The sequence below is a fragment of the Pararhizobium mangrovi genome (assembly GCF_006516965.1).
GTDB classification, from domain to species: domain Bacteria; phylum Pseudomonadota; class Alphaproteobacteria; order Rhizobiales; family Rhizobiaceae; genus Pararhizobium_B; species Pararhizobium_B mangrovi.
Genome location: NZ_VHLH01000015.1, coordinates 49543 through 72590, shown reverse-complemented (window position 1 = coordinate 72590; position 23048 = coordinate 49543). Strand labels below are relative to the sequence as shown.

The 23048-nt window shown below is 65.7% G+C and carries 17 protein-coding genes; 5 read left to right on the top strand and 12 right to left on the bottom strand.

Annotated features, from left to right (window positions below; all coding sequences use genetic code 11):
• Positions 1-223: 223 nt before the first annotated feature.
• The 9 genes from FJU11_RS18280 to gyrB form a co-directional block, all read right to left on the bottom strand.
• Complete coding sequence (locus tag FJU11_RS18280; RefSeq protein WP_181408121.1) at positions 224-388, bottom strand: hypothetical protein; 165 nt, start codon at positions 386-388, stop codon at positions 224-226.
• Between the two features lie 282 nt (positions 389-670).
• Complete coding sequence (locus FJU11_RS09520) at positions 671-1645, bottom strand: complex I NDUFA9 subunit family protein (protein ID WP_141166810.1); 975 nt, start codon at positions 1643-1645, stop codon at positions 671-673.
• A gap of 260 nt (positions 1646-1905) precedes the next feature.
• Positions 1906-2727: an alpha/beta fold hydrolase gene (locus FJU11_RS09515; protein ID WP_141166809.1), complete on the bottom strand. Its 822-nt coding sequence runs from the start codon at positions 2725-2727 to the stop codon at positions 1906-1908.
• 204 nt (positions 2728-2931) lie between these two features.
• Positions 2932-4977: a putative bifunctional diguanylate cyclase/phosphodiesterase gene (locus FJU11_RS09510; RefSeq protein WP_141166808.1), complete on the bottom strand. Its 2046-nt coding sequence runs from the start codon at positions 4975-4977 to the stop codon at positions 2932-2934.
• A gap of 149 nt (positions 4978-5126) precedes the next feature.
• Positions 5127-6701: a glutamine-hydrolyzing GMP synthase gene (gene guaA / locus FJU11_RS09505; protein WP_141166807.1), complete on the bottom strand. Its 1575-nt coding sequence runs from the start codon at positions 6699-6701 to the stop codon at positions 5127-5129.
• Between the two features lie 44 nt (positions 6702-6745).
• Complete coding sequence (locus FJU11_RS09500) at positions 6746-7396, bottom strand: 5'-methylthioadenosine/S-adenosylhomocysteine nucleosidase (RefSeq protein ID WP_141166806.1); 651 nt, start codon at positions 7394-7396, stop codon at positions 6746-6748.
• A gap of 127 nt (positions 7397-7523) precedes the next feature.
• On the bottom strand, positions 7524-7982 hold the full coding sequence (locus FJU11_RS09495) for a TspO/MBR family protein (RefSeq protein ID WP_141166805.1): 459 nt from the start codon (positions 7980-7982) through the stop codon (positions 7524-7526).
• Between the two features lie 136 nt (positions 7983-8118).
• Positions 8119-9585, bottom strand: coding sequence for a M48 family metalloprotease (locus FJU11_RS09490; protein WP_235890965.1), 1467 nt, complete (start codon positions 9583-9585; stop codon positions 8119-8121).
• Between the two features lie 352 nt (positions 9586-9937).
• Entirely contained in the window at positions 9938-12373 is a 2436-nt protein-coding gene (gene gyrB, locus FJU11_RS09485) for a DNA topoisomerase (ATP-hydrolyzing) subunit B (RefSeq protein ID WP_141166804.1), read from the bottom strand.
• Positions 12374-12684: 311 nt separating this feature from the next.
• Between gyrB and FJU11_RS09480 the strand changes: the two genes are divergently transcribed.
• On the top strand, positions 12685-14091 hold the full coding sequence (locus FJU11_RS09480; RefSeq protein ID WP_141166803.1) for a cytochrome P450: 1407 nt from the start codon (positions 12685-12687) through the stop codon (positions 14089-14091).
• 94 nt (positions 14092-14185) lie between these two features.
• A complete protein-coding gene (locus FJU11_RS09475) occupies positions 14186-16351 on the top strand; it encodes a malate synthase G (RefSeq protein WP_141166802.1) in 2166 nt (721 codons plus the stop codon).
• A 157-nt stretch (positions 16352-16508) separates the two neighbouring features.
• Here FJU11_RS09475 and FJU11_RS09470 read toward each other — a convergent pair whose 3' ends face one another.
• Positions 16509-17615, bottom strand: coding sequence for a Gfo/Idh/MocA family protein (locus FJU11_RS09470; protein WP_141166801.1), 1107 nt, complete (start codon positions 17613-17615; stop codon positions 16509-16511).
• 280 nt (positions 17616-17895) lie between these two features.
• Positions 17896-18714, bottom strand: coding sequence for a helix-turn-helix transcriptional regulator (locus FJU11_RS09465; RefSeq protein ID WP_141166800.1), 819 nt, complete (start codon positions 18712-18714; stop codon positions 17896-17898).
• Positions 18715-18806: 92 nt separating this feature from the next.
• Between FJU11_RS09465 and FJU11_RS09460 the strand changes: the two genes are divergently transcribed.
• Entirely contained in the window at positions 18807-19592 is a 786-nt protein-coding gene (locus FJU11_RS09460; protein WP_181408120.1) for a sugar phosphate isomerase/epimerase family protein, read from the top strand.
• Positions 19589-20662: a Gfo/Idh/MocA family protein gene (locus tag FJU11_RS09455; RefSeq protein ID WP_141166798.1), complete on the top strand. Its 1074-nt coding sequence runs from the start codon at positions 19589-19591 to the stop codon at positions 20660-20662. Before FJU11_RS09460 ends, FJU11_RS09455 begins: the two co-directional genes overlap by 4 nt.
• Before the next feature lie 19 nt (positions 20663-20681).
• Here the strand turns inward: FJU11_RS09455 and FJU11_RS09450 are convergent, their stop codons facing one another.
• Positions 20682-21743, bottom strand: a complete 1062-nt coding sequence (locus tag FJU11_RS09450) for a LacI family DNA-binding transcriptional regulator (protein WP_141166797.1) — start codon at positions 21741-21743, stop codon at positions 20682-20684.
• Between the two features lie 211 nt (positions 21744-21954).
• Between FJU11_RS09450 and FJU11_RS09445 the strand changes: the two genes are divergently transcribed.
• Positions 21955-23025, top strand: a complete 1071-nt coding sequence (locus tag FJU11_RS09445; protein ID WP_141166845.1) for an ABC transporter ATP-binding protein — start codon at positions 21955-21957, stop codon at positions 23023-23025.
• Positions 23026-23048 lie beyond the last annotated feature (23 nt).

Sequence of the window (23048 nt, the reverse complement as noted above, 5' to 3'; positions counted from 1 at the left end):
CGATGCACCACGAATCGATCGGATGCCCACGCGCAGACGCGTCACGATCCCTTGCATGTCGAACTCGATCGATTGTCGGTTAGGGCCGGGTGGCGCCGGACCAGAACCCGGATACCAGTTCCTGAGCGCGTTGCGTCCTGATCGGATCAGGTTCTGCGCTCTGCTTCGTCATTGAGCGCATTGGTCGGGACGCCGGACTGGATCGGTCCGGCTCAGAAATGCTCTAGAAGTTCGACGCGCTTGCGGCGGCCTGCGCGACGCAGGTGTTCACGCCGTAGGCCTGCGAGCAGGGGTGCTCGACATTGGCGTTGGAACGGGGTGCGAAGAAGAATGCCGTGAGGATAGCCGCGACCGCGAATGCGAAGGAGGATGCGACTGTCTTGGCCATCAGGATCTACCGTTTGCCGGCTTCGACGCCGGCCCTCTTGCTGGACCGGTCGCGACCGGCCGTGTTGCCTCGATGGGAACGTATCGTTCCGGCACGCCCGGTCGGGGGCGCGGTGGCGATCCGTTCCTCTTGTCTTGTTCGTAGCTCGACAACGCAGGCAGGGCGTATGGGTTCCCCATCGCACGATCCGGGGCCGACTGTCGCCATCATGCAGTTAATTTCTTCATGCCGCGTTAACGCTGGCGCCGCGTCCGGCTGGACGCGGCGTTTCCAAACGCATGATCAGGTGGACCGGGTCCAGCGGCTGAACTGGCCCGCGACGCGGAATCGCACGAGATATTCCGGCAACACGGCTGCCAGCGAAACGGGCTTGATCGACAGGGCCTCGAACGTGCGGCCTTCCCGACGGGCCTCTTCCGAAACCACGTTGTCGTTCTTCAGGAGCTTGACCTGGTCGTCCGTCAGGGGCGGCTCGACCGGCAGCTTCGAGAAGAACGAGCCGAGGCTCGTCGCCATGCCCCAGGGCACGTTCACCATCGCCCGGCGTCGCTGGATGACGGAGAGCATTTCTTCCATGCACTCGCGGAACGTCAGCACCTCGGGCCCGCCGAGCTCCCAGATGCCGGGCGCGATCTTGCCGTCCACGTGCCGTGCGATGACTTCCGCCACGTCCGGTGCGAAGACCGGCTGCAGCCGCGTCTTGCCGCCGCCGATCAGCGGTATGAATGGCGAGAAGCGCGCCATGTTCGCGAATTTGTTGAAGAAATTGTCCTCCGGACCGAACAGGATCGACGGCCTGACGATCACCGTTTCCGGGCCCTCCTCCATGATCGACCTTTCCGCGCGACCCTTGGTCTGCGCGTAGACGGATTCCGATTCCGGATCGGCGCCGATGGCCGAGACGTGCGTCAGGGTCGATCCGTGCTTGCGCGCCGCCTCCGCCACGGTCTTTGCGCCTTCTTCCTGGATGGCCGCAAAGGTGTTCGAGCCACCCTCGAAGAGGATGCCGACGCAGTTGACGACATGGTCGGAACCCTCGACCGCCCGTTCGATCGAGGCACGGTCGCGCAGGTTCGCCTGAACCGCGACGATCTGGCCGACCTGGCCGAGCGGGTTCAGGTGCATGGTAAGCTGCGGGCGACGTGCAGCGACGCGGATGCGATAGCCGCGCTGGGCGAGCAGTTGCACCACATGCCTGCCGAGAAAGCCGGAGCCCCCGAAGATCGTCACCAGTTCCGGCTGTTCGATGGCTTCCATTCTCGTGCGCCCCTTTCGCGCGTGATCCGAGTTCGCTTCGTGCCTCTCGAGCGCGCTTCCGTATCGGTCGGAAGCGCTCTAGCAAATATGGCACACGAGGTGAAGCGGTCCATGCGCGCTGGACGGGCGGTGCGGCGGGTGGTCGCCCTCGACAGACGGAAGGGTTACCGTTTTCAGAACGCCGCATGGCTTCCGGCGATGGGGTGGCGAACGGGCAGGCGGGCCGGCGATCAAGTCCGCCGACCCGCCGGTGGTGATCGTCAACCCTCGAGGAAGTCGGCAAGGTCGGCGTTCAGCTGGTCCTTGTGCGTCTCCGTCAGGCCGTGCGGTGCGCCCTCGTATTCCTTGAGCGTCGCGGAAGCGATCATCTTCGCCGCCGCGCGGCCGGTCGGATCGATCGGCACCGTCTGGTCGCCGGTGCCGTGCACGACGAGCGTTGGAACCTCGAAGGCGGCCATGTCCGGGCGCAGGTCGGTCAGCGCGAAGGCGTTGGCGCATTCGAGGGTCGCGCGCGGGCTCGCCATCATCGCCATGCCCCACGCCCAATGGCGTGTCGCCGCGCTGACGCCGCCGGCCGAAGTGCCGTCGCCGAAGAAATCCTTCAGGAAATTCTCGAAGAAGGCCGGTCGGTCGTTGCGGATTCCGTCGAGGATGCCGCGCAGCACGTCGGCCGGAACGCCGTCGGGGTTGTCGTCGGCCTGGCCCATGAAGGGCGCGATCGAGGAGATGAGCGCGGCCTGCCTGACCCGTTTGCCGCCATGACGCGACATGTAGCGCGAAACCTCGCCGCCGCCCATCGAAAAGCCAACGATCGCGGCATCGCGCAGATCGAGCTCGGCCATGACGCTCGATAGATCGTCCGACATGGTGTCGTAGTCGTAGCCGTTCCAGGGCTTGCCCGAGCGGCCGAACCCGCGCCGGTCGTAGGCGACGACGCGATAGCCGTTTTCGGCCAGATACAGGGCCTGATGCTCCCAGCTGTCGGCCGTCAGCGGCCAACCATGGATGAGCACGACGGGGCGGCCCTCGCCCCAGTCCTTGACGTAGAGATCGGTTCCGTCCTGCGCTTTCACGAACGCCATGACTTTCCTCCTTTGCTCGGATCTTCAAACCGCCAAGCGGGCTCGTCGGCGAGCTGCGCGCTGGCGTAAGACGGCGGGCGGGACCGCATGCGTTTCGGTGATGCGCGGCTCGTCCGTCGGCGGTCAACGCCCGGAAAGGCGACTTGATCCTCAGGCGGAGGGAAAACCGTATTCACGGGCTGTTTATCGGGTCGTTCGGCGCTCTTACGCGACCCGGGCGCTCCAGCTGTCCGCAAAGACCAGCGACGGGGGGCCCGGACGGCCGAGGAAGTACCCCTGGCCTTCCTCGCATGCCTGGCTGCGCAGGAGCGCGAGCTGGGCGTCGGTCTCGATGCCTTCGGCGAGGACCGGGATCGAAAGGCTGCGCCCGAGCGCGAGCACCGCTGCCACGAAGGGCGTGACGGTCTCGTTGCCCGAAAGCTCGTCGACGAAGGAACGGTCGAGCTTGATCCGGTCGATCGGGAACAGGCGCAGCGTCTCCAGCGACGAATAGCCCGTGCCGAAATCGTCGAGCGCGACACGCACGCCGAGCGCCTTGATCTCGCCCATGATGCGCAGCGATCGGGCGCGGTCGCGCACCAGCGCCGTCTCGGTCAGTTCCAGTTCCAGCCTGCGTCCGGCAAGCCCGGTCTCGTGCAGGATCGTCCGGATGAGGCCCGGCAGGTCCGGCTGCGCAAGCTGGACGGCGGAGAGGTTGACGGCGATGCCATGGGGCTCCTCCCATTCGGCGGCTTTCGCGCAGGCGCGGCGGAGCACCCATTCGCCGAGCTCGACGATGAGCCCGTTGGCCTCCGCAAGCGGAATGAAGACGCCGGGCGAGATCGGGCCGAGGGTCGGATGCGTCCAGCGCAAGAGCGCCTCGTAGCCGCGGATGCTGTCGTCGGTAAGCGACTTTTGCACCTGGTAATGCACTTCGAGTTCGTCGTTTTCGATCGCGTGGGCGAGCTGCGTGCACAGCATGCGCTCCTCGCGGACCTCCTCGCCCATTCGGGGGTCGTAATAGCAAAGCGTGCCGCCGGGATCGTTCTTCGCCCGATACATCGCGAGATCGGCATTGCTGACCAGCGTGTCGGGATCCGCGCCGTGCAGCGGCGAGACGGCGATGCCGAGGCTCGCGCCGACCTCGAACTCGATCGTGCCGATGCGCGACGCCAAGTCGATACGCAGGCTTTTCCGGAAGAGATCGGCGAGGAGATGGATCGTCGCGGCGAGTTCTTCCTCGCTTTCAAAGGGAAGGATGGCAGCGAACTCGTCGCCGGCGATCCGCGCGACATGGAAGCGTTCTTCCGCGAAGGTGCGAAGGCGCTCCGCCAGAATGCGCAGGGCTTCGTCGCCGGCGGCATGGCCCCAGCCGTCGTTGATTTCCTTGAAGCGATCGAGATCGATGCCGACGACCGCAAGCCTGGGTTCGTGGTCCGCGGCCAGCATCTCGTCGAGCCGGAGATGAAACGTGGTACGGTTGGCAAGCCCTGTCAGAGGGTCGTGAAGGGCCATATGGCGAAGCTGTTCGTTCGTGTTCGCGCGCAACCGGTTGTCGATCAGGTAGCTCGAAAGACCCGTACCGATGACGAGAAGACCTGCAATGGTGACGGCAAGGGCCATTGGCGTCGCGTTTTCGAGCCCCCCCACGCCGGCCACGACGCCCGGCGCCGGCTCGACGATCATCGCCGACATCGCGACGAAGTGCAGGCCCTTGACGGCGAAGGCGAGGCAAAGTGCCGCGATGTGACGCGCACGTCCCTTCGTCCATCGGCGTGCGGCGAGCATCGCGGCGACGGAGAAGACGAGCGCCAGGGCGAGCGCGAGCATGAGGTAACCCGGCGACCAGAGCATCGTGCCGGCGACGCGATAGGCGCTCATGCCGGCAAAGTGCATGGCGATGATCGCCAGCGCGACGGCGACACCGCCCATCACCGTGAAGACGACACTGCGGCCGACCGTCGAGATCAGGAAGCCGATCCACGTACCGGCGATGGCAAGGAAGATCGAGCCGATGGTGAGCGTCGGTTCGAGATGCACCGATACGCCCGGCCGGTAGCCGAGCATGGCGATGAAATGCGTGGTCCAGATCGCAGCACCGCCGCATACGGCCGCCAGGAAGTGCCAACCGGTCCGCGAAAACCCGTCCGTCTCCACGGCTCTTCGATAGAGACGCACGGTGACCATTGCGCCGACGTTGCAGATGACGACGGCGAGCAGGAGAATCGAGAGGTCGTGCTTGAGAAAGATGCAGTCGAGAATACGCGACACGGTCGGCTCCAAGTTGTCCAACCGTCATTCTACAACGAGAACGTTAATGCACGTTAATCGGCGTGCCCGAATTGGGGCGGAAGCGAAGCAAAATCAGGCGGTAAATGCTCGATGAGCCCGTATTCCGGTCACTTCGGCGTGAGCCGTTCTCATTCCCACTCGATGGTACCGGGCGGCTTCGAGGTCACGTCGTAGACGACGCGGTTGATGCCGCGCACCTCGTTGATGATGCGCGTCGCGGTGCGGCCGAGGAAGTCCATGTCGTAGGGGTAGAAATCGGCTGTCATGCCGTCGACGGATGTGACGGCGCGAAGCGCGCAGACGAATTCGTAGGTACGCCCGTCGCCCATGACGCCGACGGTCTGCACCGGAAGGAGTACGGCGAAGGCCTGCCAGATGGCGTCGTAGAGGCCGGCCTTGCGGATCTCGTCGAGATAGATCGCGTCCGCCTCGCGCAGGATCTCGAGCTTGTCGCGCGTGACGCCGCCGGGACAGCGGATGGCGAGCCCCGGGCCGGGGAAGGGGTGGCGGCCGATGAAGCGCTCCGGCAGTCCGAGTTCGCGGCCGAGTTCGCGCACCTCGTCCTTGAAGAGTTCGCGCAGCGGCTCGACGAGCTGCATGTTCATGCGCTCCGGCAGACCGCCGACATTGTGGTGCGACTTGATGGTCACCGAAGGCCCTCCGGCGAAGGAAACGCTTTCGATCACGTCCGGATAGAGCGTGCCCTGTGCCAGGAATTCGGCGGTCTTGCCGTCGACGGCGAGCTTTTTCGCTTCCGCCTCGAAGACGTCGATGAAGAGCTTGCCGATCGTCTTGCGCTTGACCTCCGGGTCCGCCTCGCCCTCGAGCGCGTCGATGAAGAGATCGGCGACGTCGGCGTGGACGAGAGGAATGTTGTAGTGCTCGCGGAAGAGCTCGAGGACTTCCGTCGCTTCGTTCTTTCGCATCAGCCCGTGGTCGACGAGGATGCAGGTGAGCCGGTCGCCGATCGCCTCGTGCAGGAGCACGGCGGCGACGGAGGAATCGACCCCGCCCGAAAGGCCGCAGATCACGTGGCCGTCGCCGACCTTTTCGCGGATCGCCGCGATCGCCTGGTCGCGATAGGCGGCCATCGTCCAGTCGCCGGCGAGCCCCGCGATCCTGTGGACGAAATTGGAGATGAGCTTGGCGCCGTCCGGCGTGTGGACGACTTCCGGGTGGAACTGCACGGCGTAGAAGCGCCGTTCCTCGTCGGCGATCGCCGCGCAGGGCGCGCCCGACGACGTGCCGATCACCTCGAAACCGTCCGGCAGCGCCGTCACCCGGTCGCCATGGCTCATCCACACCTGATGTCGGGTGCCTTTCGGCCAGACACCCTCGAAGAGCGGGCTTTGCGCCGCGATGTCGAGGAAGGCGCGGCCGAATTCGCGATGGTGCCCGCCTTCCACACCGCCGCCGAGCTGTGCGCACATGACCTGTTGGCCGTAGCAAATGCCGAGCACCGGAATGCCGGCCGCAAAGATCGCATCCGGCGCGCGCGGGCTGCCTTCATCGGCGGCCGAGGCCGGACCACCGGAAAGGATCATCGCCTTCGGTGCGATGCGGCGGAAGCCCTCTTCGGCCTGCTGGAAGGGCACGATCTCGGAATAGACGCCAGCTTCGCGCACGCGCCTCGCGATGAGCTGCGTGACCTGGCTGCCGAAATCGACGATGAGGACGGTGTCGGGATGGGCGCTGTGATCCATGGCAGGCCGATAGAGCAAATGGGCCGTGCGCGCAACGCGGCGCGTCAGGGAAGAAGCGTGCCGTCCTCGATCGCCGAAGCGAGCGCATCCACCGCCGCGGCAAGGTTTTCGTCGACGATATGGAGATATTCGCGCCAGTCGTTGACGTGCGTCAGCGCCCGGGCACCGTCGGAAATGCCGCGCAGGCCGATCATCGGCACGGTAAAACGCCGGCAGGCGCGCCAGACCGCATAGGTTTCCATGTCCACCATGTCCGCATCGATCGCCATGTAGGCGTCGCCGGAGACGATATCGCCGCCGCTCGAAAGCCGGGCTGTCGGAATGCCCGGGACGTAAAGGGGCAGAACGATTTCCGCCGGCTCGTCGAGGAACGGTGTGACCCCACGTGCGAAGCCGAGCGGCGTCGCGTCCATATCGCGATAGCCAATGGAAATGGCCTGATAGACCTTCGTCTGTTCGAGCGTTGCCGAGCCGGCCGAACCGAGCGAGACGACGAGGTCGATAGCCGTGCCGTCCGCCTCGAGGCCAGCGAGCGCCGCCGTCAGCTCGACCGCCGCCTCCACCGGTCCGACGCCGGTGAAGAGCGGAACGAAGCGCCTTTGCAGATGCGGCCCGTATTCCGGCTCCGCCGCCATGGCGAAGAGAACCGATCGGCCGGCGATCATGGTCGGGGCGATGGCCTGGCGTTCGTTCATGAGCGTAGGAATGAACCGGTGCGCTGGAGCATTTTCCGGCCAGACTGATGCAATCCGGCGTCGCGAACAAGACGCAAAACGGGGAGCAAGACGAGGAGATGGCGCGTCGGACCCGGTTCATTCGGGTCTAGGTTACCGCAAGGCGCAGGATGGCTCCGTTCAGGACGGCGGCGAAGGCCGTCCACGCGACGTAGGGAACGAAGAAGAGTGCGCTCAGCCGGTCCGGTCGCCAAGTCAGGACGATGAACAGCGCGTTGGCGAGCGTCAGCGCGACGACGATCGCGAGCGCCGGCGCGATCGCATGCAGCGTGAAGAACACCGGCGACCACGCAAAATTGAGCACCATCTGCACGATCCACGCCGCCATCGCGGGCCCCTTCGGGCGGCGGGCGAAGGTGCGCGCCCCGGCAATGCCGATGAGCACGTAGAGCACCGACCAGACCGGCGCGAAGACCCAGCTCGGCGGATTGAATGCCGGCTTCTTAAGTGCCGCATACCAGGCGTCGGGCGCCGTGAGACCGCCGATCACGAGGCCCGCGAGCACGGTCGAAAGGACGAAGGTGAAGAGGATGCGGTTGCGGGACATGGCTCCTCGGACGAATGTCCGCCGTCGTTCGATGGGATCGCGCAGAGCGTTTCCGACTTACGAGAAAACGCTCCATCTCTCTTGTTCTGCGCAGCGTTCGCGACGTCGGACCGGGTCAGTTCGGCCGGAACACGCGCTAATAGACGAGCTTCACGCGTTCGCCGGCCTTCACGCGCTCGGTGTCGGAAAGCTGGTTGATGAGCCGGAACAGGCCCTCCGGCCGATCGGTTCCCTGCATGCGCCGGGCGAGGTCGGCCACGCTCTCGCCGGGCTTCACGGTGACGATGTGCAGGTGCAGCGGCTTGAGCTGTCGGCGTTCGCGCCAGGTCAGCGCATGGAAGCTCGCTTCGGTCGAGCGCGCGGCCGCCTCGAGCGCCCGGTCGTCCTTCGGCGCGGCGGTGAGGATGCGGTAGATATGGTCGCCCGAGCGGATGACCGTAATGCGGAAATGCCAGTTTTCCGTCGTCGCGTCGCCGGTCGCTGCCGGCAGGCCGTTGATCGTGCGCGAGCGAACGGAACCGTCGTCGAGGCCGACGACCCAGCCGGAGCGCAGGTATCGGCTCATCGAGCCGTTGCCCGTCAGGTCCACCGAATCGAAACGGATCGCCACGCCGTCCGGCCCGGCCGCAAGCACCGCGTCCGAGTTGTTTTCCAGGATGAAGCCCTTCGGCACGGTGAATCCGATGCCGAGTTCGGGATGAAGGAACTGCCGTCCGCGCACGTAGCCGGCTTGCGGGGGATAGCCGAAAAGCATGCCGTCGATGCCGTCGAGATAGGCGTCGCGCCCGCGTTCGCCGACACCGGTCCTGCCGAAGCGCGCGGCGTTGACGCGGATGGCGGCGCTGCGGGCGGGACTGTTGGGATGGTCGGCAAGGAAGTCCGGCTCGGTCTTTTCCGTGGCACCGCGGGTCTCGAAACGGCTGAAGGCCTCCATGGTCGATAGCAGGCGCACCGACGAATAGGGATCGTAGCCGGCCCGTCCCTCGATCGAGACACCCGTCTTGTCGGCCTGCACTTCCTGTTCGCGGGAGAAGGCGGCGACCTTGCGCTGGCTTTCGGCAAGCGCCGAAGCGCGCGCTTCCGGATCGACGAGCGTGCCGGCGGCAGCGCGTAGACGCTCGATCTGGGCCTGCTCGAACCGAGCACGCTTCACGCCGTGATTGGCGATGATATGGCCCATCTCGTGGCCGAGAATACCGGCGAGTTCGGCCGAATCGTCGGCGAGCGCCAGCATGCCGCGCGTCACGAAGATGTAGCCGCCGGGCAGCGCGAAGGCGTTGACGCGCGGCGAGTTCAGGATGGTGAGCGAATAGGTGATGCCGTGGTCGGGGGCGGCGGCCGTCATCCGGCCGACGATGCGCGCGATCATCCGCTCGGCCTTCGCATCGTGATACACGCCGCCGAACGCCGCCTCGATCTCGGGCAATTCGCGTTCCGCCATGCGGCTGTAGCGGGTGTGCTTGCGGACCTTCTCCGCGATCTGCGGGGTCGCCGAGGGCGCGACCGCCTTCGGTACCGTCTGGCAGGCGGAAAGCCATACCGAAATGCCGGCCAGGAAGGCAGAGGCGAGGAAGCGGGAGAAACGCGGGCACGCTGAGAACACTGACACCACCCCGTACTGCGGAAGCCCGAATAGATCGCCGCCCGACCGGCCGATCGCTTCATCGGCGTGCGGGCTCGCCCCGCAGACCCTGGCGTCGCGAAGACGTCCGTATGCCTATGGTCCACCCGCCAGGATGGCAAGACGTCGGAGCCGACACGTCGGGCAAAACTTCGTCATCACCCTGGCGAGGACGGGCGACATCGCCGAACCACGGCAATCTTCAGGCACGAGGGAACCGGACGATCTAGCACTTGTGCGTGCGCGATCGCTCAGGGAAAGCCACGATGACGGCCGCGTACCGCACCTCGCGTGACACGGGGTCGCATGCGAAGCGGGAAGGCCGGCTTGCCGGTCAGATGTCGAGGTTCGCCACGCTCAGCGCATTGTCCTGGATGAACTCGCGGCGCGGTTCCACTTCGTCGCCCATCAGGCGGGAGAAGAGGCCGTCCGCATTGGTCGCGTCGGCAACGCGGACCTGGAGCAGCGAGCGCGCGTTCGGGTCGAGCGTCGTTTCCCAGAGCTGTTCGGCGTTCATCTCGCCGAGGCCCTTGTAGCGCTGCATGGTCAGGCCCTTGCGGCCGGTCGCGAAGATCGCGTCGAGAAGCGCGCGCGGTCCGGTGATGCGCAGCGTATCGTCCCGGCGCCTGAGGGTCGGCGGCTCGTCGTAGACCGCGGCGAGCCGTTCGCTCATCTGGTCGAGATGGCGGGCGTCGGTCGAGCCGATGAGGCCGGCGTCGAGCAGGTAGGATTCGCGCACGCCGCGCACCGTGCGCTCGAAGCGCATGCCGCCGGCTTCGGTGATCGAGGGCTCCCAGCCCTGCTCGGTTTCCTCGGCGATGAGGTCGAGCCGGCGGGCGACGTCGGCGGCGATCGGCTCGGAGCGCTCGTGGTCGTCGACGAGATCCGGATTGAGGGCGCCGGCGATCGTCGCCTGCTCGATCACGGAGCGGTCGTAGCGCGAATGCAGGCCCTCCATCAGCATGCGCAGGCGCAGCGCGTCCTGGATGACCTGGCGCAGGTCCTCGCCGGTGCGCACTTCACCGGTCGAAAGCTCCAGGGACGCCTCTTCGAGACCGAGCGAGACGAGGTAGTCCTCGAGCGCCTTTTCGTCCTTCAGGTACTGTGCCGACTTGCCGCGGCTCACCTTGTAGAGCGGCGGCTGGGCGATATAGAGGTTGCCGCGCTCGATCAACTCCGGCATCTGGCGGAAGAAGAAGGTCAGAAGCAGCGTGCGAATGTGGGCGCCGTCGACGTCGGCATCCGTCATGATGATGATCTTGTGGTAGCGCAGCTTGTCGGCGTTGAACTCGTCCTTGCCGATGCCGGTGCCGAGCGCGGTGATCAGCGTGCCGATCTCCTGGCTCGAAAGCATCTTGTCGAAGCGCGCGCGCTCGACGTTCAGGATCTTGCCCCTGAGCGGCAGGATCGCCTGGTTCTCGCGCGAGCGGCCCTGCTTGGCCGAGCCGCCGGCCGAATCGCCCTCGACGAGGAAGACTTCCGACTTCGCTGGATCGCGCTCGGAACAGTCGGCGAGCTTGCCGGGCAGCGAGGCGATGTCGAGCGCGCCCTTGCGCCGCGTCAGTTCGCGCGCCTTGCGGGCCGCCTCGCGGGCGGCGGCGGCCTCGACCACCTTGCCCACGAGCACCTTCGCCTCGTTCGGATGCTCTTCCAGCCACCGGTTCAGCGCCTCGTTGACGAGGCTTTCGACGACGGGACGCACCTCGGAGGAGACGAGCTTGTCCTTCGTCTGCGAGGAGAACTTCGGATCCGGCACCTTGACCGAGAGAACGGCCGTTAGCCCTTCGCGGCAATCGTCACCCGTCAGCGAGACCTTTTCCTTCTTGGTCAGGCCGGCGCCGTCGGCATAGGAGACGATCTGGCGCGTTAGCGCGCCGCGGAAGCCGGCCATGTGCGTGCCGCCGTCGCGCTGGGGGATGTTGTTGGTGAAGGCGAGCACGTTCTCGTGGTAGCTCTCGTTCCACCACATCGCGACCTCGACCACCGTGCCGTCGCGCTCGCCGGAAATGGCGATCGGCGTGTCGACGAGCGGCTTCTTGTTGCGGTCGAGATAGCGCACATAGGCGGCGAGCCCGCCGTCATAGACCATGTCCGCTTCGCGCTTGTCCGAATGCCGGTTGTCCGTCAGCAGGATGCGAACGCCGGAATTCAGGAAGGCGAGCTCGCGCAGCCGGTTTTCTAGCGTGTCGTAGTCGAACTCGATATGCGTGAAGGTGTCGGGGCTCGGCGTGAAGGTCACGGCCGTGCCGGAATCGCCCTCCGCGTCGCCCGTCTCCTCGAGCGGACCGTCGGAATAGCCCCCGGAAAAGCTCATCTCGTGGACGCGGCCCTTGCGCAGGATCTTCAGGGAAAGCTTGGAGGAGAGCGCGTTGACGACCGAGACGCCGACGCCGTGCAGCCCGCCGGAGACCTTGTAGGAGTTCTGGTCGAACTTTCCGCCGGCGTGCAGCTGGGTCATGATGACCTCGGCCGCGGACATGCCCTCGCCGGTATGCATCTCCGTCGGAATGCCGCGGCCGTTGTCCGTCACGGTCACCGACCCGTCGGCGTTCAGCGTCACCGTCACGAGGTCGGCATGGCCGGCCAGCGCCTCGTCGATGGCGTTGTCGACGACCTCGTAGACCATGTGGTGCAGGCCGGAGCCATCGTCGGTGTCGCCGATATACATGCCCGGGCGCTTGCGAACCGCGTCGAGACCCTTGAGAACCTTGATCGAATCGGCGCCGTACTCGGCGGGAACCACGGGTTCGGCTTCGGGCATATCGCTCATGGACGAAAACACGCTTTCACGGGTGCGGATGCGCCGACTGCGCATGGGGTGCAATGATGCGCCGATTGCGGCTCGAATCGTGCGCGCGACGAGACATTATATATAGACACGCGCACGGCAAATGCCAAATGCAGGCCGGTGCGCCTTCATCCGGCGCACTTTCATCGGTTGCACTGGCAAACGCATGGCGACCACGCCATATCCCGCTTTGAAGCAAGCCGTATGCGTGTTGTCGAAGGACGCCATTTGCGCGTTGTGCGAAGACGCCGCACAGGCGTCGAAGTTGAAGGATGACCGGCAAAGGCCGACCGATGGACATGAAGCCCCAGCCATTCACGCCGCCGGCGCCGATCCCGCGGACCACGCCGCCTACAAGGCTCGAGATCATCCGCACGGTCATGCGCAACCCGCTCGAACTTTGGGGAAAGCCGACCTATACGGCGCGCTGGCTGAAGACCGCCTTCTTCAACGATCGGACCCTCATCGTCAACGATCCGGGCCTGATCCGCCACGTCCTCGTCGACAACGTCAAGAACTACGAACTCGCCGTCGTGCGCCAGCTCGTTCTGCGGCCGATCCTGCGCGACGGGCTCCTGACGGCGGAAGGTCAGGTCTGGAAGCGTTCACGCAAGGCGATGGCGCCGGTCTTTACCCCCCGCCATTCGCGCGGCTTCGCCCTGCAGATGCTCGCCAAATCGCGCGAATACGCTGCGAAGTACGAAGGCGGCGGGCGCTACGACATCTCCGTCGACATGACGGAACTGACCTATGCGATCCTTTCCGAAACGCTCTTTTCCGGCGACATCGTCAGCCAGACGGACGATTTCGCCGGCGACATCGACCGTCTGCTTTCGACAATGGGTCGGGTCGATCCGCTCGACCTCCTGAAGGCGCCGAAATGGCTTCCCCGGCTCGCCCGCATGCGCGGCCAGGGCGTGCTCGAGAAGTTCCGCGACATCGTCCGCCAGACGATGCGGCTTCGCAAGGAGCAGATGGCGCGCGACCCCGAAGGCGTTCCGGAGGATTTCCTGACGCTTCTTCTGCGCCAGGAGGGGCCGGAGGGGCTGAGCGAGTCCGAGATCGCCGACAACATCATCACCTTCATCGGCGCCGGCCACGAGACGACGGCGCGCGCGCTCGGCTGGACGCTCTACTGCCTTGCCAATGCGCCGGCCGAACGCCAGGCGATCGAGGCCGAAATCGACACTGTCACCGCCGACGAGCCCGATCCGGTCAAGTGGCTGGAGCGCATGCCGCTGACGCGTGCCGCCTTCGAGGAGGCGATGCGCCTCTACCCGCCGGCGCCTTCGATCAACCGCCAGGCGATCGCCGCCGATCGCTGGACCGCGCCCGACGGCGAAGTGGTGGAGATCGAGAAGGGCACGACGGTGCTCGTCATGCCCTGGGTGCTGCATCGCCACGAGACGCTGTGGGAAAAGCCGCGTGCGTTCAAGCCCGAGCGTTTCCACCCGGAAAACCGCGACCGGATTGACCGTTTCCAGTACCTGCCCTTCGGCGTCGGCCCGCGGGTGTGCATCGGTGCGACCTTCGCGATGCAGGAGGCGGTCATCGCGCTCGCCGTGCTCATGGGTCGCTTCCGCTTCGACTGTACCGCCGCGACCGATCCCTGGCCCGTCCAGAAGCTGACGACGCAGCCCGCCGGCGGCCTGCCGATGCGCGTCACGCCACGTTTCAACGAACGCGCCGCCGCGGCGTAGCGGCGCGATTGACAGTCCGCCCTCCGCCGGTATTCCTTTCCACGGTTTCACGTCGACGGCCGGGCGCGGCCACCTCGATTTCGGAGATGAACGGATGGGCACGATCGAAAAGCACGGGCTGGTCTACGACGAAGGGCTTCACGATTTCCTCGTGAAGGAGGCGATGCCCGGCACCGGCGTCGAGCCGGAGGCCTTCTTCGAAGGCTTCGCCAGGCTCGTCGGCGAACTCGGACCCCTCAATCGCGAACTCCTCGACACGCGGGACGAGATGCAGGCGGCGATCGACGCCTGGTACCGCGAAAACGGCGCGCCGGAGGATCCGCAAGCCTATACATCTTTCCTGCGCGACATCGGCTACCTCTTGCCCGAGGGCGAGGACTTCACGGTCGAGACGACGAATGTCGATCCCGAGATCGCGACGATCCCTGGCCCGCAGCTCGTCGTGCCGGTCTCCAACGCCCGCTATGCGCTGAACGCCGCCAACGCCCGCCTCGGCTCGCTCTACGATGCGCTCTACGGCACGGACGCGATCCCCGAAAAGGGCGGCGCGAACAAGACTGCCGAGTTCAATCCCAAGCGCGGCGAAAAGGTGATCGCCTGGGCGCGCGACTTCCTCGACCGCTCGGCTCCGCTTTCCAACGGAAGCTGGAGCGAGGCGACGGGCTTTTCCGTCTCGAAGGAGGGTCTGGCGATCGATCTCGATCGCGGGACGACCACTACGCTGCGCGAGCCCACGCAGTTTTCCGGCTACAAGGGCTCCCGCGAGGCGCCGAGCGTGCTGATCCTGACGAAGAACGGCCTGCATGTCGGCATCGTCGTTTCGGCGAACCATGCGATCGGCAAGACCGACAAGGCGCATATCGCCGACGTGGTGCTCGAATCGGCGGTGACGACCATCGTCGACTGTGAGGATTCCGTCGCCGCCGTCGATGCCGCCGACAAGACCGCCGTCTACCGCAACTGGCTCGGCCTGATGAAAGGGGATCTCACGACCCGCTTCGACAAGGGCGATACGGTCGTCACCCGCAAGCTGAACCCCGACCAGACCTACACGGGCGCCGACGGCAGAGAGAAGACGCTGAGGGCGCGCTCGCTGATGCTCGTGCGCAATGTCGGTCACCTGATGACGACGCCGGCCGTGCACGATTCACAGGGCAACGAGGTGCCCGAAGGCATGCTCGACGCGATGGTGACGGGCCTGATCGCGCTGCACGACATCGGCCCGAAGGGGCGCCGGCACAATTCGCCGGCCGGCTCCATGTATCTCGTCAAGCCGAAGATGCACGGCCCGGAAGAGGTCACGTTCGCCTGTCGCATTCTCGACGCCGTCGAGGATACGCTCGGCATGGTGCGTGATACGATCAAGATGGGCATCATGGACGAGGAGCGGCGCACCACCGTCAACCTCAAGGAGTGCATTCGCCGGGCGAAGTCACGCGTCGTCTTCATCAATACCGGCTTTCTCGACCGCACCGGCGACGAGATCCATACCTCGATGGAAGCCGGCCCGATGATCCGCAAGGGCGACATGAAGGCTTCGACCTGGATTGCCGCCTACGAGGACCGCAACGTCGACGTCGGGCTCGAATGCGGGCTTTCCGGCCTTGCGCAGATCGGCAAGGGCATGTGGGCGATGCCCGACCGCATGGCGGCAATGCTGGAAGAAAAGATCGGCCACCCCAAGGCCGGAGCCACCACCGCCTGGGTCCCGTCGCCGACGGCCGCGACGCTGCACGCCACGCACTATCACACGGTCGACGTGCTGAAGGTGCAGGAAGGGCTGAAGACCCGCGAGACGGCAAAGCTCGAGGACGTGCTTTCCGTGCCGGTCGCGTCGCGCCCGAACTGGTCGGAAGCCGATATCCAGGCCGAACTCGACAACAACGCGCAAGGCATCCTCGGCTACGTCGTGCGCTGGGTGGAAGAGGGCATCGGCTGCTCCAAGGTGCCCGACATCAACGACATCGGCCTTATGGAAGACAGGGCGACGCTTCGCATCTCCTCCCAGCACATGGCGAACTGGCTTCACCACGGCGTCGTCACGCAAGAGCAGATCGTCGAGACGATAAAGCGCATGGCCGAGGTGGTCGACCGGCAGAATGCCGGCGATCCGGCCTATCGTGCGATGGCGGAAGACTTCGAGGGGTCGGTCGCCTTCAAGGCCGCGCTGGACCTCGTGCTCAAGGGTCGCGAGCAGCCCTCCGGTTACACGGAGCCGATCCTCCATGCCCGCCGGCGGGAAGCCAAGGGCACGGCGTAACCCGCGCGCCTCGGGATCGCCGCGTTCAAGCGATGGCGACGGCCGGCCTGATCGAGCGACAGCCGGCGGCTGACGTCGCCGGACCGCTACGCGCCGTTACGATGTCCCGGAAGGTTGGGTCCAGCCGATCGACGCCGCGGATCGCCCCGTCGACGGATCAGTCGAAATCCAGCCCGTCGATCGAAACCACGCGCTTTTCGCGTGCGGAGCGTTCGGCGGCAAGGCCGATGGCGACGGCCTTCAGCCCATCTTCGAGCGTGACTTCCACCGAGCCCTCGCCGAGCACGACCTTGCGGAATTTCTGGTGTTCGAAATAGGTCGAGCCATGGTGGCCGCCGGCGCGCAAGACGTCGGGGGGCACCTCGACGGCGTGGCGCTCGACCGGCCGGTCGGTCGCGCGGGGGCTGAATTCGATCTCGGCATCGACATCGTGGTTGCGATGGCCGGGAACGAAGCATTCGAGCCGCGCTTTAGTACCGGTAACGGCGATCTCCTCCTGCCAGTGCGCGCCCTCGGCGAACATGCACAGATCGAGCGAGGCCCGCAGGCCGGAGGCGAAATCGACGACGACGAACGCGTTGTCGATGATCTCGGGGCGCCTGCCGTTCTCGAGCCTCTCGTCGCGATGATTGACGTCGGCATCGCCGGAGGCGAACACGCGCACCGGCTCGTCCTGCGCAATGAAGCGCATGAGATCGAAGAAATGGCAGCACTTCTCGACGAGCGTTCCGCCGGTACGCTCGGCGTAGCGATTCCAGTTCTCCACCTTTCGAAGGAACGGATTGCGGTGTTCGCGCATCGCGATCATGCGCGTGTCGCCGCATTCGCCGGCATGGACCCGCTGGATCAGTTCCGTCACCGGCGGCATGTAGCGGTATTCCATTCCGACCCAGATCGGCGCGCGGTACTGCCTCGCGGCCTCGGAAAGCCAGCGCACCTGCTCGATATCCGTACAGACCGGCTTTTCCAGAAGGATCGGCAGTTCCACGCCGGATTCGAAGATCTCCGCCATGACGGCGCCATGGGTGTCGTTCGGCGTGGCGATGACGAGCGCATCGACGGAATTGCTGGCGAGCAGGCCTTTCAGATCGTCGAAGAAGACCGAATCGTCGGCGGCGAAGGTGGAGGCCTCCCTGCGCGATCCCTCGTCCCGGTCGAACACCGCGGCGATCTTGGACCCATCGACGAGGTCGACGTTGCGCATGTGCTCGCGCCCCATCATGCCGGTCCCGACGAACCCGTAGCGCACGACATTTTCTGGCATCGGTGAACTCCTCCTCGAGTTGTGCGCATCGTTCGGGCTCCGTTCCCGGCGGAGCGCTCCCGAACCATCGATCGGCGATTTCGTAGCGCTATTATTCGACCGAATCAAGTTTGCTCCGATCGAACGCCGAAATTGTCGCGGTCGTTGCGGATGGGGTTTCGAAGAGTAGGTAAGACGGCACTGCGTGATTGCAGCGGTACGAGACGCATCCGGCTATTCGAACCGCACGGACGAACGAGGCATGGCGCGCTTCGGCTTGTCGGGCACGCCGATGTTTCGGCTATTCGAACGTATGGTAGACGTCGCGATAGGTGCCGGGCGCCATGCCCTGGTGCCGGTGGAAGAGCCGGGAGAAATAGCCGACATCGTCCAGTCCGACCGCCGATGCGACCGTTTGCAGATGCAGGCGTTCGCGGCGAAGCAGTTCCGCTGCGAGATCGGTCCGGGCCTTGTTGAGACAGGTCAGCGGCGACATCCCCGTCTGCGCCTTGAAGACCCGGCGGAAATGGGTCGGCGTGCATCCCGCCTGTTCCGCCTCGCCTGCGAAATCCCAGTCGCGCTGCGGGTCGGCGATAACGGCCTCGGCGATCCGGCTTACGGCCTGCGGCACGTTGCTTTCGCGATAAACGGGGGGACGCTGGCGATGCAGCTGAAGCAGCAGGCCTTCCAGCCGATGGACGACTTCGGGATCGTTCCCAGAACGGCTTTTGAGCGCGCTCAACAGGGTCTCGAAGGCACTGCGGAATCGGGTCGGGTCGCGGATCGGACGGATCGCCAGTTCGGGTGCGCCCCTGGGATGCAGTCCGCTTCGCTGCCAAGCGACCGCACGCGGACCGTACCAGGAGACGTAGTAGTGATCCCATCCCTCTTCGGTGGTCGGCCAATAGCGGTAACGCGGGCCGGGCCATGTCCAGAAGGCACTCGGGCCGCGAACGATCTGCGGTTCGTCCTCCTCGACCGCGAAATACAGCGCGCCGGCATGGACGTAGTTCAGCGTCCAGGTCTCGATGCGCCGGTCGATCCGGTTGCAATAGCCGCGGATGTGATTGGCCCGAAAGATCCGGCAACCATCGAAATGGTGCATGTTCGTATCGTCCATACCGGTGTTCGTATCCTGTCTGGCGACGGACGACAACGCGCCGTAAGCTCGACTTCACTTCTTTCCGACGATCGGGATCGCGCGAGGCCACGATGTTCAGAACATCCCTGCAGACCATCACATGGGGCGATCCGCAGCACGAGCGCTTCCACGAAATCTTCGCCCTGGCGCAATCGAGCGGGTTCGAGGGCTTGGAAATCGGCTTCCGCCGGCTCGGCCAGGTCGAGCCGGAGGTGATGATGGCGCTGCTCGCGCGACACGGCATGCGTGTCAACGCCAGCCACATCGGCGGCAATCTCGGCGATCCCGGCCAAGCGGCGAACGAGCGTGTCGCACTCGACGCGACGCTTGCGCACCTTGCCATGCTGAAGGTGCCCTACCTTCTCTATTCCGGCCTGAACGAAAGCGACGATTCCGTTCTGGATGCCGCGATCGATCAGTTGAACGTCTTCGCCGAACGGTGTGCGCAGGACGGGATCGCCCTTCTCTACCACAACCACAACTGGGAGTTCGAAGACGGGGGCCGGATCTGGAACCGGCTGCGGCGCGCCAAGAGCGACGCGCTCGGCCATGCCCTCGATCTCGGCTGGGCGGGCAAGGCCGGAAAGGACATGGGCCAGTTGCTCGACGAACTCGATCGCGAGGTGAAGATCCTGCATTTCAAGGACTTTGTTTCCGAAGAGCCCGGCGAGAACACGTGCCATCTCGGCGAGGGCATCATCGACTTCTCGCCGGCCTGGCGCTGGCTCCAAGGCAAGGCCGACCGCGATATCTGGCTGACGGCGGAGCAGGATCACGCAACGAGTGCCGACGACGCCTGCGTGGCGAACGGCGCCTATCTCGTGGAGAACCTGGAGCGTCTGGAGAAGGCGTCGTGACCCGCGTCGCCATCGTCGGCTGCGGGGATATGGGAACCAAGCACGCTGCCGCCTGGAGCGTGCGCGAGGGAATCGAGATCGCCGCCGTCTGCGATCTGGACCCGGACCGCCGTCGCAGCCTCTCGCAGGCCTATGGCGCGGCGCAATACGAAGCCTACGCCGATGCGGTCCGCCACGAAGGCGTGGACGTGGTGAGCGTGTGCACGCCGGCGAAGTTTCACTGCGAGGTCGCCATTCATGCCGCTTCGGCCGGCCGCCACGTGCTGTGCGAAAAGCCGATGGCGCTGAGCCTGGAAGAGGCCGACCGGATGATCGCCGCCGCCGAGGCGAACGGGGTCGCGCTCGCCATCTGTCATCAGTATCGCGGCGCGTCGCAGTACGTGACGCTGAAGTCGCTCGCCGACGAAGGGGTCTTCGGATCGCCGATCTATTTGCGCTTCAGCGAAATGCGCGAGGTCCGCCCGAAGCTCGCCATGCACGAGCGCAGCCTCAGCGGTGGGCCGATCCACGACATGGCCGGACACCTTTTCGATCTCATGCGGTTCCTGACGCAGAGCGAGGCCGAAAGCGTCGTCGCGACCGGCACCGTGTTCGGCAGCGACAAGGCGCGGCTTGCGTCGATCGGCGCATTCGGCACGGACACGGCCGAGATTCAGGCGCGATTTGCGGGCGGGCACTGCCTGTCGATCGGCATCAGCTGGGGCCTGCCGGAGGGTACGCCGGGGCATTCCAGCGAAACGATCCTCGGGCCGAACGGAATGGCCTTCGTCGAGGATCCGAGCACGCCCGATCGCAATCTCGGTGCACGGTCCGACACGACGCGCGTCGTCGTCAAGAACGCCGGGGGAACGCGCGTGATCGCATGCCGGGAAGGCCCGGACGGTCCCGACATCTGCATCGCGAACCTGCTTCATTCCATCGAGACGGGCCGGGCGAACCCGTTCGAGGGCCGCCAGGGGCGAAAGGCGCTGGAGCTGATCCTCGCAAGCCGTGCCTCGATGGAAAGCGGTCGGATCGTGCGGTTGAACCACGAGAACGTCGGAGCCTCTAAGGTGGCCCCGCCCATGTGAAACCAGGCCGAAAGGCCGGTCAGCTGCTTCCGCGCACAATGATCGATGCGCCGACTTCCACGCGATACCCCTTTTCGATGTCCGGTTCGCCGTTGATACGGGCGAGAACCAGCTCGGTCACGTTCTTGGCGATGAGGTCGGCCGAGGGCCGTATCGTCGTCAGCGAAGGATCGCAGAAGCTGCCGAATTCGAGATCGCCGAAGCCGATCAGGGAAAACGTCCGCGGGATCCGGATGCCGCGACGCTGCGCTTCGAAGACAACGCCGAGCGCGACCGTGTCGTTGGAGCAGGCAAAGCCGTCATAGGCACCCTGCGCCAGTGCACGGGCGAGCAAGATGCCGCCGGCTTCGGTGCTGGCCGGCGCCGAATGCCTGACGACCTGCGGCTCGATACCGGCTTCAACGCAGGCCGACCTGAAACCCTCGCATCGCTGGGCGGCACGCGTGTCCTCTTCCAGACGAGCGCCGAGAAAGGCAAGCCGCGTCCGGCCGCGGGAGATCAGGTGGCGGGCGGCCATGCCACCGACCTCGGCATGCGAAAAGCCGACATTGATGTCGATCGAGGCGTCGCCCGTCTCCCACATTTCGACGACCGGCGTTCGGTTCGCCGCAAGCATGGTGCGGGTCGTGTCGGCATGGTTGAGGCCCGTCAGGACGATGGCGGCCGGTGCCCAGGAAAGGGCCGCGCGGACGAGTTCCTCCTCGCGCTCCAGCGAGTATTCCGTGTGCCCGATCAGGATGTGGAACCCTTGCCGGGCGAGCAGGGCCTCCATCGCCGATACCGTTTCGGCGAAGAACGCATTGCGCAGCGACGGGACGATGATGCTGACGACGCGCGACCCGGCCGCGGCGAGCCCGCCCGCCACCATGTTCGGCACGTAGCCGAGTTCCTTGATCGCGCGCTCGATCGTCGAGCCCGTATGGGGCGCGACCGAAGACGGGCGACGAAGGTAGAGCGATACCGTGGAGGGCGACACGTCGGCCAGGCGCGCCACGTCGACCATGCGCACCGACTGCATCCTTCGCCGGTTGCGACCGGGCACGACCGCCGGCGAACCCTCCTCCACGTCGCTGCTGTCCATAGCGCTGCGGTCCTTTCCGTACGCGACCGGTCGCGTCCTGCGATCGTATGTTCCTATCGGATACACGCCGGAACGCGGTGAATCCAGCGTGCCGGCCATTGCCGATATGTGGTACCGGTCCCGGCGATCCAGCCTTGACAGGGGAAAATCGTAGCGCTACGAAATTGGCGTGAGCGTTGTGGAGGCGATCACTCGGGAGGATACGGCCGATATGGCGACCGTCAGCTTTTGCGATCTCAGAAAGAGCTTCGGTGCGATCGAAGCCGTCAAGGGGCTCGATCTCGAGGTTGCCGATCGGGAGTTCGTGGTCCTGGTCGGGCCGTCCGGTTGCGGCAAGTCGACCACGCTTCGCATGCTTGCCGGCCTGGAAGGCATTTCCGGTGGCGAGATCCGGATCGGCGATACCGTCGTCAACGCTCTTCCACCGCGGGCGCGCGACATCGCGATGGTCTTTCAGGACTACGCGCTCTACCCCCACAAGACCGTCTACGACAACATGGCCTTCAGCCTGCGCGTGCGCGGCATCGCCAAGCCGGAGATCGAAAGCCGGATCCGCGAAGCGGCGACGATGCTCGACATCGACAAGCTGCTCGAACGCAAGCCGGCCCAGCTTTCCGGCGGCCAGCGCCAGCGCGTGGCGATGGGCCGGGCGATCGTCCGCCGGCCGAAGGTGTTTCTCTTCGACGAGCCGCTTTCGAACCTCGACGCGAAGCTGCGCGGGCAGGTGCGCGCGGAAATCAAGAAGCTGCACCAGATGATCGGAACGACGATCATCTACGTCACCCACGATCAGGTGGAGGCGATGACGCTCGCCGACCGCATCGTCATCCTGCGTGGCGGCGTCATCGAGCAGGTGGGTACGCCCGACGAGGTGTACGATACGCCGGCAAGCCTGTTCGTCGGCGGCTTCGTCGGCTCGCCGGCGATGAATTTCGTGCGCGCCAAACGCGACGGCGAGGAACTCGTCCTCGACGGCGGGGAGCGGATGGCCGTTTGCGACCTCGGCCCCCGCGCCGAGCGCGTCGGGCAGGAGATCGTGCTCGGCATCCGGCCTGAGCATTTCGTCTCGTCCGGCGATGCGCCGGCGCGGCTGACCGGCACGGTCAATCTCGTCGAACCGCTCGGCGCCGACACGCTCGTCCATCTGGACGTCGAGGGCGCGACCGTGACCGCGCGCGTCACCCCGCATTTTCGCCCCGCGGTCGGCGAGCGGCTGCCGCTCGGATTCGACCCGGCGCGCATTCACCTTTTCGATCCGGATAGCGAGAAGGCGGTCGCCTGAAATCGTTGCCGCTTATCAAGGGA

Coding starts and splice junctions, on each gene's coding strand:
- FJU11_RS09520 (WP_141166810.1), bottom strand. CDS start 1,645: ATGGAAGCCATCGAACAGCCGGAACTGGTGACGATCTTCGGGGGCTCC.
- FJU11_RS09445 (WP_141166845.1), top strand. CDS start 21,955: ATGGCGACCGTCAGCTTTTGCGATCTCAGAAAGAGCTTCGGTGCGATC.
- FJU11_RS09495 (WP_141166805.1), bottom strand. CDS start 7,982: ATGTCCCGCAACCGCATCCTCTTCACCTTCGTCCTTTCGACCGTGCTC.
- FJU11_RS09460 (WP_181408120.1), top strand. CDS start 18,807: ATGTTCAGAACATCCCTGCAGACCATCACATGGGGCGATCCGCAGCAC.
- FJU11_RS09515 (WP_141166809.1), bottom strand. CDS start 2,727: ATGGCGTTCGTGAAAGCGCAGGACGGAACCGATCTCTACGTCAAGGAC.
- FJU11_RS18280 (WP_181408121.1), bottom strand. CDS start 388: ATGGCCAAGACAGTCGCATCCTCCTTCGCATTCGCGGTCGCGGCTATC.
- FJU11_RS09475 (WP_141166802.1), top strand. CDS start 14,186: ATGGGCACGATCGAAAAGCACGGGCTGGTCTACGACGAAGGGCTTCAC.
- FJU11_RS09480 (WP_141166803.1), top strand. CDS start 12,685: ATGGACATGAAGCCCCAGCCATTCACGCCGCCGGCGCCGATCCCGCGG.
- FJU11_RS09465 (WP_141166800.1), bottom strand. CDS start 18,714: ATGGACGATACGAACATGCACCATTTCGATGGTTGCCGGATCTTTCGG.
- guaA (WP_141166807.1), bottom strand. CDS start 6,701: ATGGATCACAGCGCCCATCCCGACACCGTCCTCATCGTCGATTTCGGC.
- FJU11_RS09470 (WP_141166801.1), bottom strand. CDS start 17,615: ATGCCAGAAAATGTCGTGCGCTACGGGTTCGTCGGGACCGGCATGATG.
- gyrB (WP_141166804.1), bottom strand. CDS start 12,373: ATGAGCGATATGCCCGAAGCCGAACCCGTGGTTCCCGCCGAGTACGGC.
- FJU11_RS09500 (WP_141166806.1), bottom strand. CDS start 7,396: ATGAACGAACGCCAGGCCATCGCCCCGACCATGATCGCCGGCCGATCG.
- FJU11_RS09450 (WP_141166797.1), bottom strand. CDS start 21,743: ATGGACAGCAGCGACGTGGAGGAGGGTTCGCCGGCGGTCGTGCCCGGT.